Source organism: Allostella sp. (genome assembly GCF_041913585.1).
In the GTDB taxonomy this organism is placed as follows: Bacteria; Pseudomonadota; Alphaproteobacteria; order ATCC43930; family Allostellaceae; genus Allostella.
Genome location: NZ_JAYSFE010000107.1, coordinates 1 through 16,683, shown reverse-complemented (window position 1 = coordinate 16,683; position 16,683 = coordinate 1). Strand labels below are relative to the sequence as shown.

Below are 16,683 nucleotides of genomic sequence, written 5' to 3'. Positions count from 1 at the left end.
GCCGCGACGCCGGCTTCCGCCCGCCAGAGGGAGAGATGTTCGCGACCTCTCCCGGCCGACCGGCACCCGCCGCGCCGCAGGCCGCGACCACCGCGCCCCGGCCGGCCGGCCCACCGGCGCCGGCAACGGCGGCCCGGACGGCGGCCGTCCCCGCGTCGCCGGACCGGCCGGCGCCGGTGCAAGCGCCGCCCAGCCCGCCCGCGATCGGCGTGGCCCCGGCCCCGGTCCCCCTTCCGCCCGCACCCCCGGCCGCGGGGATCGCGATCCCGCCGGGCACGGCCGAACGCCTCCCCTACTCCGGGCCGACCGCTCCGCCCCCGGGATATCCGTCCCCCGCCTATTCGGCGCCCGCCTATCCGGCCCCCACCTATCCGACCCCCACCTATCCGGGCCAGGCCAACGCTCCGCGTCCCTATGCCGAGCCGTCCCGCCCGACGCCGGGCTATCCGGCCCCCGCCTACCAGCCCCCGTCCTATCCGCCCGCTCCCTACCCGCCCGCTCCCAACCCGCCCCCTCCCAACCACCCGACGGCCTCGTATCCGGCGCCGTCCGGCGCCTATCCCGTGCCCTCCCAACGGCCGCCGGCGCCAAGCTATGCGCCGCCGCCGGAGCCCTACCGCCAGGCCCCGGCTCGGGCGGACGCCTATGCATCCGGCCCCTACTATCCGCCGGGGGCCACCACTCCGCGCCCGGGCGCGGGCCCGGCGGCCGTGCCGAGCTGGCTGCGCCACGCGGTGCCGACCGCCCCGCCCCAGGTGGCCGCCCTCCCCCCGGAACGCTCCCGTCAGGCGGTGCTGCAGACCGAACTGGCCGAAGCCGGCGACCATCGCAACAACGGACCGCCGCGCAACTATCGCGTCTGGCTCGGCACCGTCGAGACCGAGGCCCAGGCGCGCTGGGAATGGGAGCGGCTCGTCGACAACCATCCGCGCAGCTTGGCGCTGACCTCGGCCGATGCGGAACTCGTCGTCTCCGAGCGCGGCCACCAGGGCTGGCGCATCTATGCCGGACGCTTCGAGACCATGCAGGCGGCGAGCGCCTTCTGCGCCCGGCTCCGGCTCGACGACCGCTTCGCCCGCTGCACCCCCTACCGCGACGCCGACTGACCCCGGTCCTGCCGGCGCCCGCCGGCGAGGAGCGCCGCGATCGCGAGGGCCTGCACGGCGACGGCGGCGGCGAACAGCAGCGGCGCCGCGGCGGCGCCCGGCTCGCGCAGCAGCCCGAAGGCGGCCGGGGCGAAGGCGTAGGCAGCCTGGGCGAGCGCCACGATCAGGGCCACCACGCGGCCGACCTGTTCGGGCGGGAACTCGGCCTGGGCAATCAGCGGCGGCAGCGAGGTGGCATTGCCGATCCCGGCCCCCACCAGCAGCACCCCCGGCACCAGCAGGGACGTCGCGGTGCCGTCGGCCAGCAGCAGCAGCACGCCGCCCAGCATCTGCACGGCGTAGCTGGCAGCCGCCACCCGCCGGCGATCGGCCCCGGGCGGCATGAGCCAGCCGACCAGCGTGCGGCCGGCGATCGCCGCCGCCGTCGCCGCCGCCATCGCGATGCCGGCGGCCGCTGCCCCGATGGCCGGAACCAGCAGGGAGAAGAGGTGCGCGAGCAGCCCGATCTGGGCGAATAGACCGAGCGCCATGGCGCTCGCCAAGGTCCGGAAGCGGCGATCGCCCCAGGGCCGCCAGCCGGCCGGCGCCGGCGGGACCGGCGGTGCCGGGTCGCCGCCGCCGTCCGCCACCTGGCCGAGGTCCCGCGGCGTGCGCGCCAGCACCGACCCCGCCATGACCCATACCGCCAGGATCATGGCGAGCCCGACCAGGGTCGCGGCCTGGGCGAACCCGAAGGCGGCGATCGCCGCGACCCACAGCGGCTGGAACAGGATGCCGCCGACGCTGGCGCCGTTGTAGGCCATGGCCAGCGCCGCCGGCCGCCGCCGGACGAACCAGGGCTGCAGGATGGCGTTGATCGCGGCCGCTCCCATGGCGACCCAGCCGACGCCGCTGGCCAGCGTCGCCAGCATCAGCTGCCACGGCTCGGCGGCGACCGCCCAGCCCAGCACCCCGACGGCGAGCAGCACCGCGCCCGCGCGGGTGACGGCGGGCACGCCGAACCGGCGATAGAGGCGCGGCAGGTTGGCGACCGCCAGCGCCCCCGAGAGGAAGTGGAGCGTCGCGGCCGCCGAAACCAGCCACAGCGGCCAGGGGCGCGCCTCCTGGACCGCGTGGAGGTAGATCGGCGGGCCATAGAAGCCGATCCCCCAGCCGAACGTCGCGAGCACGAAGGCGGCGCCGACGACGCGCCACCCGTAGAAGCCCGATCCCGCTGCCGCCATGCACCGCTCCGCACCGATCTGCCGCCCGGTCAGGGTGGCAGCGGCGCCAGCGACGATGCTACGATCGCGATCGAACCATGTTAGGGTCCGGCGATGCCGCCGCCCTCGCTCCAGGCGAACCAGCCGAGGACGGCCGACAGCAGCAGCAGACCGAGCGACGCCAGGCGCACGGCCGGCGCCCGCCTCAGCAGGTACAAGGCGAGGGCGAGCAGCGCCAGCCCGACCGCCGCGATCTCCATGGCCGTAGCGATGGCCGCCTCCTCCCCGTCACGGGACCCGCCGGCTCGTCTACCACCGCCCAGCCCGGCCTCGCCAGTCCCGCGGCGGGCGTCGGATTGTGTCACCCGGCGGCGGTGACCTGATAGGATGTGTCGAAACCGCGCGGTTCGCCGATGGAGCCCCAATGCCGCACCCCGACATCGTCCGCCTCGGCGGCCGCTTTCCCAACCGCAGCCGTACGGTCGTCCATGGCGGGCTCGTCTGGACGCTCGCCACCTCGGGCACCAAGGTCGAGGACTTCGCGGCGCAGATGCGCGACGCGCTCGGCCAGCTCGACGCCGAACTGGCCCGCGCCGGCACCGACCGGACGCGGGTGCTGACGGTCGACGTTTACCTCACCGACATGGCGCGCAAGGCGGAGATGGACGCGATCTGGACCGAATGGGTCGCGCCCGGCGACCCGCCGCGGCGGATGACGATCGAGACCGCGCTCGACGGCCCGGATCTGGTCGAGCTCGTCTGCCTGGCCGCCCTGCCGCGATGACGCCGCCCCTCGCCCGCCTCGCCCGCCTCGCCGTGCTGGCCGCGGCGCTCGCCGTCGGGGCCTGCCAGGACATGATCGAACGGCCGCAGCCGGCGCCCGTGGTCGCCGCGCCGCCGCCGGCCCCGCCGGCGCCGGTCGACCAGATCGCCGGACGCCCCACCGTCATCGAGGGCGACCTGATCGAGATCGACGGCCAGCGCGTGCGCATCCAGGCGGTCGACGCACCCGCGATCGACACCAAGCTCGGCAAGCGCGCGATGATCGAGATGCGGCGGATCGTCGGCCGCGACCCGGTCGAGTGCCAGCTGCTCGAGCTGGAGGCGCCGACCGGCAAGGGCCGGCAGGCCTGGGTCGCGCGCTGCCGCAGCGGCGAGACCGACATCGGCCAGGAGCTGGTGCGGCGCGGCTGGGCCCGCGCCCTGCAGCGCTATGGCGACAGCTACGTCATCGAGGAGGCGCAGGCCCGCGCCGCCGGCCGCGGCATGTGGCCGAAGCCGCCGCCCGCCCGCCCTGCGAGCAAGCCCAAGACGCCGGCCCGCAAGGCCGGCTGACGGTCACGGCACCAGCAGCCGGTAGCCGACGCCCGGCTCGTTCAGGATGAAGCGCGGGTGCGCGGGATCGTCGCCCAGCTTGTCGCGGATCTGGCTGACGAAGACGCGCAGATAATGGATGTCGGCCTCGTGCGCGCGGCCCCACACCTGACGCAGGAGCTGCGGGTGGGTGACGATCCGGCCGGCATGGCGCGCCAGCATCGCCAGCAGCTCGAACTCCTTGCGCGTCAGCCGGACCGGGCGATCGCCGACCTGCACCTCGCGCCGGGCGAGGTCGATGCGCAGCTCGCCGACCGTCAGCTCCGAAGGCTCCGCCGCACCGCCCTCGCCGCCGCGGCCGCGGCGCAGCACGCGCAGCCGCGCCAGAAGCTCGGCGATGCCGAACGGCTTGACGACGTAGTCGTCGGCGCCGGCATCGAGGGCCGCGACCTTCTCCGCCTCCGCCTGACGCACCGACAGCACCAGGATCGGCACGCTCGACCATTCCCGGATGCGGGCAATGACCGCCTTGCCGTCCATGTCGGGCAGGCCGAGGTCGAGGATCACGACGTCGGGTGACTCGGTCGCGGTGCGCGCGACGGCGTCCTGGCCGCGCGCCGCCTCGACGACGGCGAAATCGTGCGCCTCGAGGGCGATCCGGAGGAAGCGGCGGATCTGCGCCTCGTCGTCGACGACGAGGATCTTGCCGGCGCCGCCGGTCACGGCTCGCGACCCTCGGCCGCCGTCGGCGGCGGCGGCGTGCCGGCGGGCAGCCGGACCGTCACCCGGGCGCCGCCCTCGGGCGCGGCGTCGACGGCGATGCGGCCGCCGTGGGCCTCGACGATGCCGCGGCAGATGGCGAGGCCGAGCCCGGTCCCGGCCCGCTGGCCGTCGCCCGCCCGGACCCGGTAGAACATGTCGAAGACCCGTTCGCGATCGGCTTCCGGAATCCCCGGCCCGGCATCGCGCGTCTCGATCACCACCTCGCCGCCCTCCCGGCGCGCCGCGACGGTGACGACGGTCCCGGCAGGGGCGTACTTGGCGGCGTTGTCGACGAGATTCACCATCACCTGCTCCAGCAGCACCGCGTCGCCCCGAACCGGGCCGAGGTCGGCGGGCACGGCGATGTCGACCCGGTGGTGCTGGAGGGCCGAGCCGAGCTGGCGCACCGCCCGACCGACCACCTCGCGGAGGTCGAGCCAGTCGGTGGCGGGCCGCAACGCGCCGTAGCCGAGCCGGGTCATGTCGAGCAGGTTCTGGACGAAACGGTTGAGGCGCTCCCCTTCCTCGCGGATCGCCAGCGCCATCTGCCGGCGCCCGTCCGGCCCCAGCGCCGCGTCCGATTCGACCAGCGTCGAGGCCGCGCCGATGATCGAGACCAGCGGGGTGCGCAGGTCGTGGCTGACGGCGGAGAGGAGCGCGCCGCGCAGGCGTTCGGTCTCGGACAGGAAGCGGGTCTCCTCGAGGTCGGCGACGAGCCGCGTGCGCTCGACGGCGAGCGCCACCTGGTCGACCAGCGCCTCCAGCAGGCGGCGCTCGTCGGGCGCCAGCAGCGAGCGCCCCTCGAAGGCGACGCCGAGCAGGCCGACCGCCTGGCCGCCCGCCTTCAGCGGCAGGAACAGCCAGGCCGAGCTCGGCAGCGTGTCGGAGCCCCAGCCGGCAGGCTCGGCATGCTCCCAGGCCCATTCCGCCGCACCGCGGTCCTTGGGCTCGAGCTGGTCCTCGGGCGGGTAGCCGCCGACTATGGCGAGCCGGCCCTCGGGGTCGGGCGTCAGGACGAGCGCGCGGCACTTCAGCGTCGAGGCGACGTGATGGACGGCCGCCCAGACGACGTCCTCGAGGCTGGCCGCGCTGGCGATGCGGCGGCTGAACTCGTAGAGGTTCGCGGTCCGCCGGGCGACCGCCCGCTGCGCCGTGACCTGCTGGCGCAGCCGGCCGGCGAGGTTGCCGGTGAAGATGGCGGCGATGAGGAAGAGCAGCAGCGCCAGGACGTCGTCCTGGCTGCTCACCATCAGGGTGTGGAAGGGCTCGGTGAAGAAGAAGTTGTAGACGGCGAAGCTGGCGAAGCTCGCGAAGAGCGACGGCCACAGGCCGAACCGGGTCGCGACCAGCAGCACCGCCACCAGGAACACCGGCGAGAGGCTGGAGACGGGCAGCACCGCGTCGATGCCGAGCGCCACCAGGGTCGCCGCGGCGACGGCCGCGGCCGCCCAGAGATAGGGGACCGGGCGCCGCTCCGGTGCGATGGCAGGGCCGGGGATCGCCGCGCGGTCGGCCTCCCGCGGGTCGCCCGAGACCAGGGTCACCTCGAAGTCGGTGGCGCCGCGGACGATCTCGTCGGCCACCGTCTCCCGCGCCAGGATCGCGAACAGGCGCCGCGGCCGCGGCCGGCCGACCACCAGCCGGCTGACGTTGCGGCGGCGCGCGAAGTCCAGCACCTCCCGCGCGACGCTCCGTTCGGCCGCGAGCGTCGTGACCTCCGCACCCAGCGCCTCCGCCAGGCGCAGCGCCTCGGCGATGCGGTCCTTGGAAGCGTCCGGCAGCGTCTCGTTCTGCGGCGTCGTGACGTTGACCGCGATCCAACCGACCCGCGCTCGGTCGGCCATGCGCTTGGCCGCCCGCACCAGGGACTTCGCGACCGGCGCCTCGTTGACGCAGACGAGGATGCGGTCCTGCGTCGGCCACGGCCCGGCGATGGCGTGGCTGCGCATGTGCTCCGTCATCTGCGCGTCGACGCGGTCGGCGGCGACCCGCATCGCGAGCTCGCGCAGCGCGGTCAGATTGCCCTTGGAGAAGAAGTTCTGGATGGCGCGGGCGATCTGCTCCTGGACATAGACCTTGCCCTGGCGCAGGCGCCGGATGAGTTCGTCGGTCGGCAGGTCGACCAGCTCGACCTCGTCGGCCAGCTCCAGCACCCGGTCGGGCACCGTCTCGCGCACGCGCACGCCCGAGATGCGGGCGACGATGTCGTTGAGGCTTTCCAGGTGCTGGATGTTGAGGGCCGAGTAGACGTCGATGCCGGCCTCCAGCAGTTCCTCGACGTCCTGGGCGCGCTTCGGGTGGCGGCTGCCCGGCACGTTGCTGTGGGCGAGTTCGTCGACGATGGCGAGCTGCGGACGGCGCTTCAGCACGGCGTCGAGATCGAGCTCGCGGATGGTGCGGCCGCGATAGGAGACCGCCAGGCGCGGCACCACCTCGAGGCCCGCCAGCAGCGCCTCGGTCTCGGCCCGGCCGTGGGTCTCGACCAGCGCCACCACCACGTCGCTGCCGTCGGCGGCGAGCCGCCGCGCCTCCTCCAGCATCGCGTAGGTCTTGCCGACCCCGGGCGCGGCGCCGAGGAATATCTTGAAGCGTCCGCGCCCCTCGCGGCGGGCCTCTGCCAGCAGCGCGTCCGGGGCCGGGCGCGCGGGTTCCTCGCCCATCGGCTGCCTTCCCCTCGATGGATGCCCCGGCTTTATCCGGCGGACCGCCCGCTGTCGAGGGCGGCGTGCCGATCTTGATGCGATCCTTACGCCGCCCGGCCGGATTATCCTTGTCCCCTTACGCGCTCCAGCCTCAACTTCATGGTTGTTCCGGATCGTTGTTCCGGACCATTGGGAATCCCGAAAATGACCGACCTTGTCCTACTGGCAGTCGGCGTCGCCTTCTTCGCGCTGGCGGCGGCCTATGCCTGTGCCTGCGAGCGCCTCTAGGCGCCGAGGGAGAACCCGACCCATGACCCTCGACCTCGCCCTCGGCGGCGCCGTCACGGTGATCCTGCTGGGCTACCTCCTGCTCGTGCTGATCCGTCCGGACCGATTCTGACCGGAGCCCTGCGATGACGATCAACGGCTGGCTGCAGATCCTGCTGTTCTGCATCCTCGTGCTGGCGCTGGTGCGGCCGCTCGGCGGCTACATGACGCGCCTCTTCGACGGTGGCCCGACGCTGCTGTCCCCCCTGCTTGGCCCGGTCGAGCGCCTGCTCTATCGCGCCGCCGGCATCGACCCGCGCGCCGAGCAGGGCTGGCTCGGCTACGCGCTGGCCATGCTCGCCTTCAACCTTGCCGGTTTCCTGCTGCTGTTCGGCCTGCAGCGGCTCCAGGACGTGCTGCCGCTCAATCCGGCCGGCATGGCCGCCGTCCCGCCGGACCTCGCCTTCAACACCGCCGCCAGCTTCATGACCAACACCAACTGGCAGAACTACGGCGGCGAGACGACGATGTCGCACCTCGTCCAGATGGCCGGGCTGACGGTGCAGAACTTCGTGTCGGCGGCGACCGGCATCGCGATCGCGGTGGCGCTCGTCCGCGGCTTCGCGCGGGCCCAGGCGCGCACGATCGGCAATTTCTGGACCGACCTCACCCGCGCGACGCTCTACGTGCTGCTGCCGCTGTCGCTGGTGCTGGCGCTCGCCTTCGTCTGGCAGGGCGTGCCGCAGACCCTGTCGGCCGCCGTCGACGCGACGACGATCGAAGGCGCGACGCAGACGATCGCGCTCGGCCCCGTCGCCTCGCAGGAGGCGATCAAGATGCTGGGCACCAACGGCGGCGGCTTCTTCAACGCCAACTCCGCCCACCCGTTCGAGAACCCGACGCCGCTCTCGAACCTGCTGCAGATGGTGGCGATCTTCGCGATCGGCGCCGCGCTGACCAACGTCTTTGGCCGGATGGTCGGCGACGAGCGGCAGGGCTGGGCGATCCTCGCCGCCATGGGCGTGCTCTTCCTCGCCGGCGTCGCCGTCGCCTACTGGGCCGAGGCCGGAGGCAATCCGCTGCTGGCGGCGATCGGCGTCGACGGCCCGAACATGGAGGGCAAGGAGGTGCGCTTCGGCGCCGCCCTGTCCGCCCTCTTCGCGGTCATCACCACGGCGGCCTCCTGCGGCGCCGTCAATGCCATGCACGACAGCTTCATGCCGCTCGGCGGGATGATCCCGATCGTCAACATGCAGCTGGGCGAGGTCATCGTCGGCGGCGTCGGCGCCGGCCTCTACGGCATGCTGATCTTCGTCGTCATCGCCGTCTTCGTCGCCGGCCTCATGGTCGGGCGCACGCCGGAATATCTCGGCAAGAAGATCGAGGCGAAGGAGATGAAGATGGCGGTGCTGGCCATCCTCTGCCTGCCGCTGGCGATGCTGGGCTTCACCGCGGCCGCGGCCGTGCTGCCCGAAGCGGTCGCCGCCATCGCCAACCCGGGCCCGCACGGCTTCTCCGAGATCCTCTACGCCTACACCTCGGCGGCGGCCAACAACGGCAGCGCCTTCGCCGGCCTCTCGGGCAACACCCCCTGGTACAACACCACCCTCGGGCTCGCCATGCTGGCCGGCCGCTTCCTCGTCATCATCCCGGCCCTCGCCATCGCCGGATCGCTGGCCGCCAAGAAGACCGTCCCCGCCTCGTCGGGCACCTTCCCGACGCACGGGCCGCTCTTCGTCGGCCTCCTGGTCGGCGTCGTCCTGATCGTCGGCGGCCTCACCTTCTTCCCGTCGCTGGCGCTGGGCCCGGTCGTCGAGCACCTCGCCATGGTCGCCGGGCGCACCTGGACCGCCGGCAACTGACCCATCGCACAAGGACATTCCGAAGATGAGCAAGTCCCGCAGCGCGGGCCTCCTCGACGCCGGCATCCTGGTGCCGGCGGTAGGCTCCGCCTTCGCCAAGCTCGATCCGCGCACGCTGTGGCGCAATCCCGTGATGTTCGTGGTCGCCGTCGTGACGGTGCTGACCACGATCCTCTTCCTGCGCGACCTCGCCTCCGGCGCGCCAAGTCTCGGCTTCTCCTTCCAGATCATCCTCTGGCTGTGGTTCACCGTCCTCTTCGCCAACTTCGCCGAGGCGGTGGCCGAGGGCCGCGGCAAGGCCCAGGCCGACGCCCTGCGCCGCACCCGCGGCGAGACCCAGGCGAAGCTGCTGCCCGACGGCGACCGCAGCCGGCACCATCTCGTGCCCGGCACCGCGCTCGCCGTCGGCGACCTCGTGCTGGTCGAGCCGGGCGACGTCATCCCCTCCGACGGCGAGGTCGTCGAGGGCATCGCGTCCGTCGACGAATCCGCCATCACCGGCGAATCCGCGCCCGTCATTCGCGAAAGCGGCGGCGACCGATCGGCCGTCACCGGCGGCACGCGCGTCCTGTCGGACTGGATCGTCGTCCGCATCACGGCCGCGGCCGGCTCGACCTTCCTCGACCGCATGATCGCGCTGGTCGAGGGGGCGGAGCGCCAGAAGACGCCGAACGAGGTGGCGCTCGGCATCCTGCTCGCCGGCATGACGCTGATCTTCGTGCTCGCGACGGCGACCATCCCGGGCTTCGCCGCCTATGCCGGCGGCGCGATCCCGGTCGTCGTGCTGGTCGCGCTCTTCGTCACCCTGATCCCGACGACGATCGGCGCGCTCCTGTCGGCGATCGGCATCGCCGGCATGGACCGGCTGGTGCGCTTCAACGTGCTCGCCATGTCCGGCCGCGCGGTCGAGGCGGCGGGCGACGTCGACACGCTGCTGCTCGACAAGACCGGGACGATCACCCACGGCAACCGCCAGGCGTCGGAGTTCCGGCCGCTGCGCGGCATCGCCGTCGACGATCTGGCGCAGGCCGCCTGCCTCGCCTCGCTCGCCGACGAGACGCCGGAGGGCCGCTCCATCGTGACGCTGGGGCGCGAGCGCCATTCGGTCGGCGTCGACGCGGCGCCCGCCGACGCCATTTTCGTTCCCTTCTCGGCCCATACCCGGATGAGCGGCGTCGACCTCGGCGACACGACCATCCGCAAGGGCGCCGTCGACGCGATCCTGCGCCATGTCGGCGATGCGGCCGGCGCCGACGCGATCCGCGAGGCGCAGGCGGTCGGCGACGAGATCGCACGGAGCGGCGGCACCCCGCTCGCCGTCGCCCGCGACGGCCGCCTGCTCGGCATCGTCGCGCTGAAGGACGTGGTCAAGACCGGGATCCGCGAACGCTTCGCCGCGCTGCGGCGGATGGGCATCCGCACGGTGATGATCACCGGCGACAATCCGCTCACCGCCGCCGCGATCGCGGCCGAGGCCGGGGTCGACGACTTCCTCGCCCAGGCGACGCCCGAGAACAAGCTGCAGCTCATCCGCGCCGAGCAGGCCCAGGGCAAGCTGGTGGCGATGTGCGGCGACGGCACCAACGACGCGCCGGCCCTCGCGCAGGCGGACGTCGGCGTCGCCATGGGCAGTGGCACCGTCGCCGCCCGCGAGGCCGGCAACATGGTCGACCTCGACAGCGACCCGACCAAGCTCATCGAGGTGGTCGAAATCGGCAAGCAGCTCCTGATGACGCGCGGCGCGCTCACCACCTTCTCCATCGCCAACGACGTCGCCAAGTACTTCGCCATCATCCCGGCGATGTTCGCCGTGCTCTATCCGGAGCTGCAGGCGCTCAACGTCATGGGCCTGGCGACGCCGGAGAGCGCCATCCTGTCGGCGATCGTCTTCAACGCGCTCGTCATCGTCGCCCTCATCCCGCTGGCCTTGAAGGGCGTGCGCTACCGACCGGTCGGTGCCGCGGCGCTGCTGCGCCGGAACCTGCTCGTCTACGGCGCCGGCGGCCTCGCCGTGCCGTTCGTCGGCATCAAGGCGATCGACCTCGTCGTCGTCGCCCTCGGGCTCGCCTGACCGTCTCCCGGGAGACCAATCCCATGCTGAAGCACCTTCGCCCCGCCATCGTGATGATCGTCGCCATGACCGCCGTCACCGGCGTCGCCTACCCGCTCGCCGTCACCGGCATCGCCCAGGCCCTGTTCCCCGATCAGGCGGCAGGCTCGCTCGTCCGCCGCGGCGACCAGATCGTCGGCTCGTCCCTGATCGGCCAGAGCTTCCGGAGCGAGCGCTATTTCCACGGTCGCCCCTCGGCGACGAGCGCCGCCGACCCGGCCGACCCGACGAAGACCGTGCCCGCCCCCTACAATGCCGCCAGTTCGGCCGGCTCCAACCTCGGCCCCACCAACGCCGCCCTGATCGCGCGGGTGACGGAGGACGTCGCGCGCCGGAAGGCGGAGAACCCGGGCCAGCCGGTGCCGGTCGACCTCGTCACGACGACCGCGAGCGGCCTCGACCCGCACCTCTCGCGCGACGCGGCGCTCTTCCAGGTGCCGCGCATCGCCCGGGCGCGCGGCATGGCGGAGGCGGACCTGCGCCTGCTCGTCGCCGGTCAGACCGAGGGCCGCCTGTTCGGCCTGATCGGCGAGCCGCGGGTCAACGTGGTGGCGCTCAACCTGGCGCTCGACCGCGCGGCCGCGCGCTGAATGGGGGTGGACGAGCACCCGTCTCCGGGATGATCCTCGTCGGCCCCCCGACCCGTCGCCCGCGACGTGCCCCCCGACGAGGAGCCCCCGATGGCCAAGCTGAGCAACCCGGATTTCGCGTGGATGGACGGCCGGATCGTGCCGTGGGCGGAAGCGACCGTCCACGTCTCGGCCGAAACCGTGCTGCGCGGTGCCAACGTCTTCGAAGGCATGCGCGCCTACTGGAGCGAGGCGGAGCAGGAACTCTACATCTTCAAGAACCGCGAGCACCTGCGCCGCCTGCGCCAGTCCTGCAAGATCATGCGGATGACCGTCCCCTACAGCGACGACGAGTTCACCCAGGCCTTCATCGAGCTCCTGCGCGCCAACAAGTTCACCGAGGGCGTGCATTTCCGGCCGGTGGTCTATTTCGGCGAGGGCGAATCCTATGCCTGGAAGCCGGAGGACATCCACACCGGCGCCTTCGTCATCGCCTACGCGCGGCCGCACGTCGCCTCGATCAAGACCGGGGTGAAGAGCTGCGTCAGCACCTGGCGGCGCAACTCCGACAACGCCTCGCCCTCCCGCGTCAAGGCGGCGGCCAACTACCACAACTCCCGCCTCGCCCAGGTCGAGGCGAAGATGAACGGCTTCGGCCCGCCGATCATGCTGAACGACCGCGGCGAGGTGGCGGAGAGCCCCGGCGCCTGCTTCATGATGGTGCGCGACGGCCGCGTCGTCACGCCCCCGGTCAGCGCCGACATCCTGGAGAGCATCACCCGCCAGACCCTGATCGACCTCTTCCGCCAGGAGCTGGGGGTCGAGGTGATCGAGCGCGACATCGACCGCACCGAGCTCTACGTCGCCGACGAGACCTTCTTCTGCGGCAGCGGCGCCGAGGTCCAGCCGATCACCGCCGTCGACCATTACGACGTCGGCGACGGCAAGGTCGGGCCGCTGACGAAGCGCATCCAGGACCTCTACTTCGACATCGCCGCCGGCAAGGTCGACAAGTTCCGCCACTGGCTGACGCCGGTCTACGGCAACGCCGCCGCGCACGGATAGGCGGACCGGGCACCCCCCGCACGCAGTCTTGATCCGGATCAAGGCGGCGGCGGGGGCGCACGCGCACTCTCGCGGGCGGTTTCCGAGCGAGGACCGCCCGATGGCCCACAAGAACGTGCTCTTCCGCTCTGCCGCGCGCGAGAAGGTGCTGCGCGGGACGACCCAGCTCGCCGACGCGGTGCGGGTGACGCTGGGGCCGAAGTCGAAGTCGGTCCTGATCCAGCGCAAGTGGGGGCCGCCGCTCGTCTGCAACGACGGGGTCACCATCGCCAAGGAATTCGAGCTCAAGGACCCCGAGGAGAATCTCGGCGCCCAGATGCTGCGCCAGGCGGCCGAGCGCACCGGCGAGGTGGTCGGCGACGGCACCAGCACCTCGACGATCCTCGCCCAGGCGATCGTCGCCGACGGCATCCGCAACGTCGTCGCCGGCGCCAGCGCCATCGACCTGAAGCGCGGGCTCGACCGCGGCACGCGGGCCGTCGTCGCCGCCCTGAAGGCGCTGTCGCGGCCGGTCTCGACGCGCCTGGAGAAGGCCCAGGTCGCGGCGATCTCGGCCCACAACGACGCCGACATCGGCGAACTGGTGGCCGACGCCATGGAGCGGATCGGCGCCGAGGGCGTCATCACGGTCGAGGAATCGAAGACGACCGAGACCAGCCTCGACGTCGTCGAGGGCATGCAGTTCGACCGCGGCTTCGTCTCGCCCTACTTCATCACCAATCCGGAGAAGATGGAGGCGGTGCTCGAGGATGCGCGCATCCTCGTCTGCGACCGCAAGATCGGGGCGCTGAAGGACCTGATCCCGCTGCTGGAACAGGTCGCCAAGGCCGGCCGGCCGCTGCTCGTGGTCGCCGAGGACATGGAAGGCGAGGCGCTCGCCACCCTCATCGTCAACCAGATCCGCGGCGCCCTGAAGAGCTGCGCGGTCAAGGCGCCGGGCTTCGGCGACCGCCGCAAGGCGATGCTGCAGGACCTGGCGGTGCTGGTCGGCGCGCAGGTCGTGTCCGAGGAACTCGGCTTCAAGCTGGAGGCGACGACGCTGGCCGAGCTCGGCCAGGCGCGCCGCGTCGTCGTCGACAAGGACACCACGACGATCATCGGCGGCGCCGGCGAGCGGCCCGCGATCCAGGGCCGCATCGAGCAGATCCGCCGCGAGATCGACAAGACGACCAGCGACTACGACCGCGAGAAGCTGCAGGAACGGCTGGCGAAGCTGGCGGGCGGCGTCGCGGTGATCCGCGTCGGCGCACCCTCGGAGGCCGAGACCAAGGCCAAGAAGGACGCGCTCGACGACGCCATCAGCGCCACCAAGGCAGCGGTCGCCGAAGGCATCGTCCCGGGTGGCGGCCTGGCCCTGCTCCGCACCATCGCCGCCGTCGCCGCCGAGGAGGCGGCCTGCGACGGCGACGAGCGCACCGGCCTGCAGATCCTGCGGCGGGCGCTCGAGACGCCGGCGCGGCAGATCGCCGAGAACTCGTCGATCGACGGCGGCGTCGCCATCCACCGCATGCTCCAGTCGGCCGGAAACGTCGGGCTCGACGCGGCGCGCAACACCTATGTCGACCTCATGGAGGCCGGCATCATCGACCCGACCAAGGTGGTCCGGATCGCTCTCGAGAATGCGGTCTCGGTGGCGAGCACGCTGCTGCTGACCGAGGCGACGATGACCGAACTGCCGGAGGAGCCGAAGGATCGGGCGGCGGCGGCGGAAATGCCGATGTAGCGGCCGGCCCGGTCGCGACGGCGGCGAACCCGCGGGCGTTGCGGCCGGCGCGGCCGTCGGCCAGCCTGCGGAACAGAGAGCCGATGCCACCACCGCACGACGCCGCCCGCGACCATCCCGACCCGCCGTCCGCCATCGCTGCGGGCGCCGTCCCCTGGCACGCGATCGATGCGGACCGCGCCCTGGCGCAGCTCGCGAGCCGCCACGCCGGCCTGTCGGAATCCGAGGCCGCGCACCGCCTGGCCACCGACGGACCGAACGCCCTGCCGCCATCCCGCCGACGCGGCCCGGTCCGGCAGTTCGTCGCCCAGTTCCACAACGTGCTCATCTACGTCCTGCTCGCCGCCGGCGCGCTGGCCGGGGCGATCGGGCACGCGGCGGACGCGCTGGTCATCCTGGCGGTGGTCCTGGCCAATGCCGCCATCGGCTTCATCCAGGAGCGCCGGGCCGAGCGCGCCATGGACGCGATCCGCGCCCTCATCGATCCGCAGGCCTCGGTCGTCCGCGACGGCCGGCGCATGACCATCCCGGCGCAGGCGCTGGTGGTCGGCGACATCGTCCTCCTCGAGCCGGGCGATCGCGTCCCGGCCGACCTGCGCCTCGTCCGCGCCCGTGGACTCCATATCGACGAGGCCGCGCTCACCGGCGAGTCGGTCCCGGCGGGAAAGACTGCCGACGCCGTCGACGCGGCCGCCGGCGTCGCCGACCGCACCTGCATCGCCCATTCCGGCACCCTGGTCGCGGCCGGCCAGGGCAGCGGCCTCGTCGTCGCGACCGGCGTCCGGACCGAACTCGGCCGCATCAGCACGATGATCGCCCGGGTGGCACCGCTCGCCACGCCGCTCGTCCGTCAGATGGACCGCTTCGCCCGCCAGATCACGGCAGCCGTCCTCGCGCTCTCGGCTGCGGTGCTCGCCTACGCGGTCGCAACCAGCCACCTCGCCTTCGGCGACGCCTTCATGGCGGTGGTCGGGCTGGCGGTGGCCGCGATCCCCGAGGGCCTGCCGGCGGTGATGACGATCGCGCTCGCGGTCGGCGTGCGCCGCATGGCACGACGGAACGCGATCGTCCGCCAGTTGCCGGCGGTCGAGACACTGGGCTCGGTCTCGGTCATCTGCTCGGACAAGACGGGCACATTGACCCGGAACGAGATGACCGTCCGCACGGTCGTGATCGCCGACGGCTCGGTTCTGACCGTCGACGGCACCGGCTACGAGCCGGTCGGGGCCCTGCGCCGGGGGGAAAGCCCGGTCGGCCCGGCCGACCTGCCGGCGCTGGCGGAACTCGCCCGGGCAGCCGCGCTGTGCAACGACGCCACCCTGCACCAGGGTGCCTCCGGATGGGCGGTCGACGGTGACCCGATGGAAGGCGCGCTGCTGTCGTTCGCGATCAAGGCCGGCCTCGACCCCGCGGCCTGCCGTGCCTGCTTCGTGCGCCGGGACGAACTGCCGTTCGACGCCCGCCACCGCGTCATGGCCACCCTGCATGCGGCGGACGACGACCGCACGATCGTCGTCCTCAAGGGCGCACCCGAGCATGTGATCGCGATCTGCGCCGACACCGCCGCCGCTCCGCTCGATGCCGGCGAATGGCACCGCATCGTCGAAGGGCTGGCGGCCGCGGGGCAGCGGGTCCTCGCACTGGCCTGCCGCCGGATGGCCGCGGACCGGCGCGAGATCGGTCCGGCCATTCTCGACGGCGGCTTCACCCTCCTCGGCGTGGTCGGCCTGATCGATCCGCCGCGCGCCGAGGCGATCGCCGCCGTCGCCGAATGCCGCGCCGCGGGCATCGCCGTGAAGATGATCACGGGCGACCACGCCGCCACGGCGGTAGCGATCGCCCGCCAGGTCGGGCTGGCGGACGATCCCGCGGTCCTCTCCGGGCACGAGCTCGACGGGCTCGACGGCATCGCCCTGCGGGATCGGGTGCGGCACGTCACCGTCTTCGCCCGCGCCAGCCCGGAGCACAAGCTGCGGCTGGTCCAGGCGCTGCAGGCCGACGGGTCCGTCGTCGCCATGACCGGCGACGGCGTCAACGACGCGCCGGCGCTCCGGCGCGCCG

Annotated in this window: 14 protein-coding genes; 10 read left to right on the top strand and 4 right to left on the bottom strand. The window is 73.0% G+C overall.

The genetic code is table 11. The annotated features are described in order from the left end of the window. Nucleotides 1-710 precede the first annotated feature (710 nt). Nucleotides 711-1,106 (top strand): SPOR domain-containing protein, encoded by a 396-nt coding sequence (locus ACE3Q3_RS18120; RefSeq protein WP_374448452.1) that lies wholly within the window; start codon nucleotides 711-713, stop codon nucleotides 1,104-1,106. Here the strand turns inward: ACE3Q3_RS18120 and ACE3Q3_RS18115 are convergent. Beyond that, nucleotides 1,088-2,329, bottom strand: coding sequence for an MFS transporter (locus tag ACE3Q3_RS18115; RefSeq protein ID WP_374448450.1), 1,242 nt, complete (start codon nucleotides 2,327-2,329; stop codon nucleotides 1,088-1,090). The two genes, ACE3Q3_RS18120 and ACE3Q3_RS18115, sit on opposite strands and share 19 nt — an antisense overlap. 80 nt (nucleotides 2,330-2,409) lie before the next feature. Further along, nucleotides 2,410-2,568, bottom strand: a complete 159-nt coding sequence (locus ACE3Q3_RS18110) for a hypothetical protein (RefSeq protein WP_374448448.1) — start codon at nucleotides 2,566-2,568, stop codon at nucleotides 2,410-2,412. A gap of 164 nt (nucleotides 2,569-2,732) precedes the next feature. Between ACE3Q3_RS18110 and ACE3Q3_RS18105 the strand changes: the two genes are divergently transcribed. Together ACE3Q3_RS18105 and ACE3Q3_RS18100 are read left to right on the top strand one after the other, a co-directional pair. Further along, the gene (locus ACE3Q3_RS18105; protein WP_374448446.1) at nucleotides 2,733-3,092 is read left to right on the top strand and encodes a RidA family protein; all 360 of its coding nucleotides are present in this window, start codon (nucleotides 2,733-2,735) and stop codon (nucleotides 3,090-3,092) included. Further along, a complete protein-coding gene (locus ACE3Q3_RS18100; protein WP_374448444.1) occupies nucleotides 3,089-3,643 on the top strand; it encodes a thermonuclease family protein in 555 nt (184 codons plus the stop codon). The genes ACE3Q3_RS18105 and ACE3Q3_RS18100 overlap by 4 nt, the downstream gene beginning before the upstream one ends. A 3-nt stretch (nucleotides 3,644-3,646) precedes the next feature. Here ACE3Q3_RS18100 and ACE3Q3_RS18095 read toward each other — a convergent pair whose 3' ends face one another. Together ACE3Q3_RS18095 and ACE3Q3_RS18090 are read right to left on the bottom strand one after the other, a co-directional pair. After that, nucleotides 3,647-4,345 carry a response regulator gene (locus ACE3Q3_RS18095; RefSeq protein ID WP_374448442.1) on the bottom strand — a complete coding sequence of 233 codons (699 nt, stop codon included), beginning with the start codon at nucleotides 4,343-4,345 and terminating at the stop codon, nucleotides 3,647-3,649. Beyond that, entirely contained in the window at nucleotides 4,342-7,044 is a 2,703-nt protein-coding gene (locus ACE3Q3_RS18090) for an ATP-binding protein (RefSeq protein ID WP_374448440.1), read from the bottom strand. Before ACE3Q3_RS18090 ends, ACE3Q3_RS18095 begins: the two co-directional genes overlap by 4 nt. Before the next feature lie 292 nt (nucleotides 7,045-7,336). Between ACE3Q3_RS18090 and kdpF the strand changes: the two genes are divergently transcribed. The 7 genes from kdpF to ACE3Q3_RS18055 all read left to right on the top strand — a co-directional run. Next, on the top strand, nucleotides 7,337-7,426 hold the full coding sequence (gene kdpF, locus ACE3Q3_RS18085; protein WP_374448438.1) for a K(+)-transporting ATPase subunit F: 90 nt from the start codon (nucleotides 7,337-7,339) through the stop codon (nucleotides 7,424-7,426). 13 nt (nucleotides 7,427-7,439) lie between these two features. Beyond that, complete coding sequence (kdpA, locus tag ACE3Q3_RS18080; protein ID WP_374448437.1) at nucleotides 7,440-9,155, top strand: potassium-transporting ATPase subunit KdpA; 1,716 nt, start codon at nucleotides 7,440-7,442, stop codon at nucleotides 9,153-9,155. 25 nt (nucleotides 9,156-9,180) lie between these two features. Then, nucleotides 9,181-11,226: a potassium-transporting ATPase subunit KdpB gene (gene kdpB, locus ACE3Q3_RS18075; protein WP_374448436.1), complete on the top strand. Its 2,046-nt coding sequence runs from the start codon at nucleotides 9,181-9,183 to the stop codon at nucleotides 11,224-11,226. A 23-nt stretch (nucleotides 11,227-11,249) separates the two neighbouring features. Further along, nucleotides 11,250-11,855, top strand: a complete 606-nt coding sequence (locus ACE3Q3_RS18070; RefSeq protein WP_374448434.1) for a K(+)-transporting ATPase subunit C — start codon at nucleotides 11,250-11,252, stop codon at nucleotides 11,853-11,855. Between the two features lie 90 nt (nucleotides 11,856-11,945). Then, the gene (locus tag ACE3Q3_RS18065) at nucleotides 11,946-12,899 is read left to right on the top strand and encodes a branched-chain amino acid transaminase (protein ID WP_374448433.1); all 954 of its coding nucleotides are present in this window, start codon (nucleotides 11,946-11,948) and stop codon (nucleotides 12,897-12,899) included. A 100-nt stretch (nucleotides 12,900-12,999) separates the two neighbouring features. Further along, nucleotides 13,000-14,622 carry a chaperonin GroEL gene (groL, locus tag ACE3Q3_RS18060; RefSeq protein WP_374448432.1) on the top strand — a complete coding sequence of 541 codons (1,623 nt, stop codon included), beginning with the start codon at nucleotides 13,000-13,002 and terminating at the stop codon, nucleotides 14,620-14,622. An 83-nt stretch (nucleotides 14,623-14,705) separates the two neighbouring features. After that, on the top strand, nucleotides 14,706-16,683 hold a 1,978-nt coding region (locus ACE3Q3_RS18055; protein ID WP_374448430.1), incomplete at its 3' end, for a cation-translocating P-type ATPase.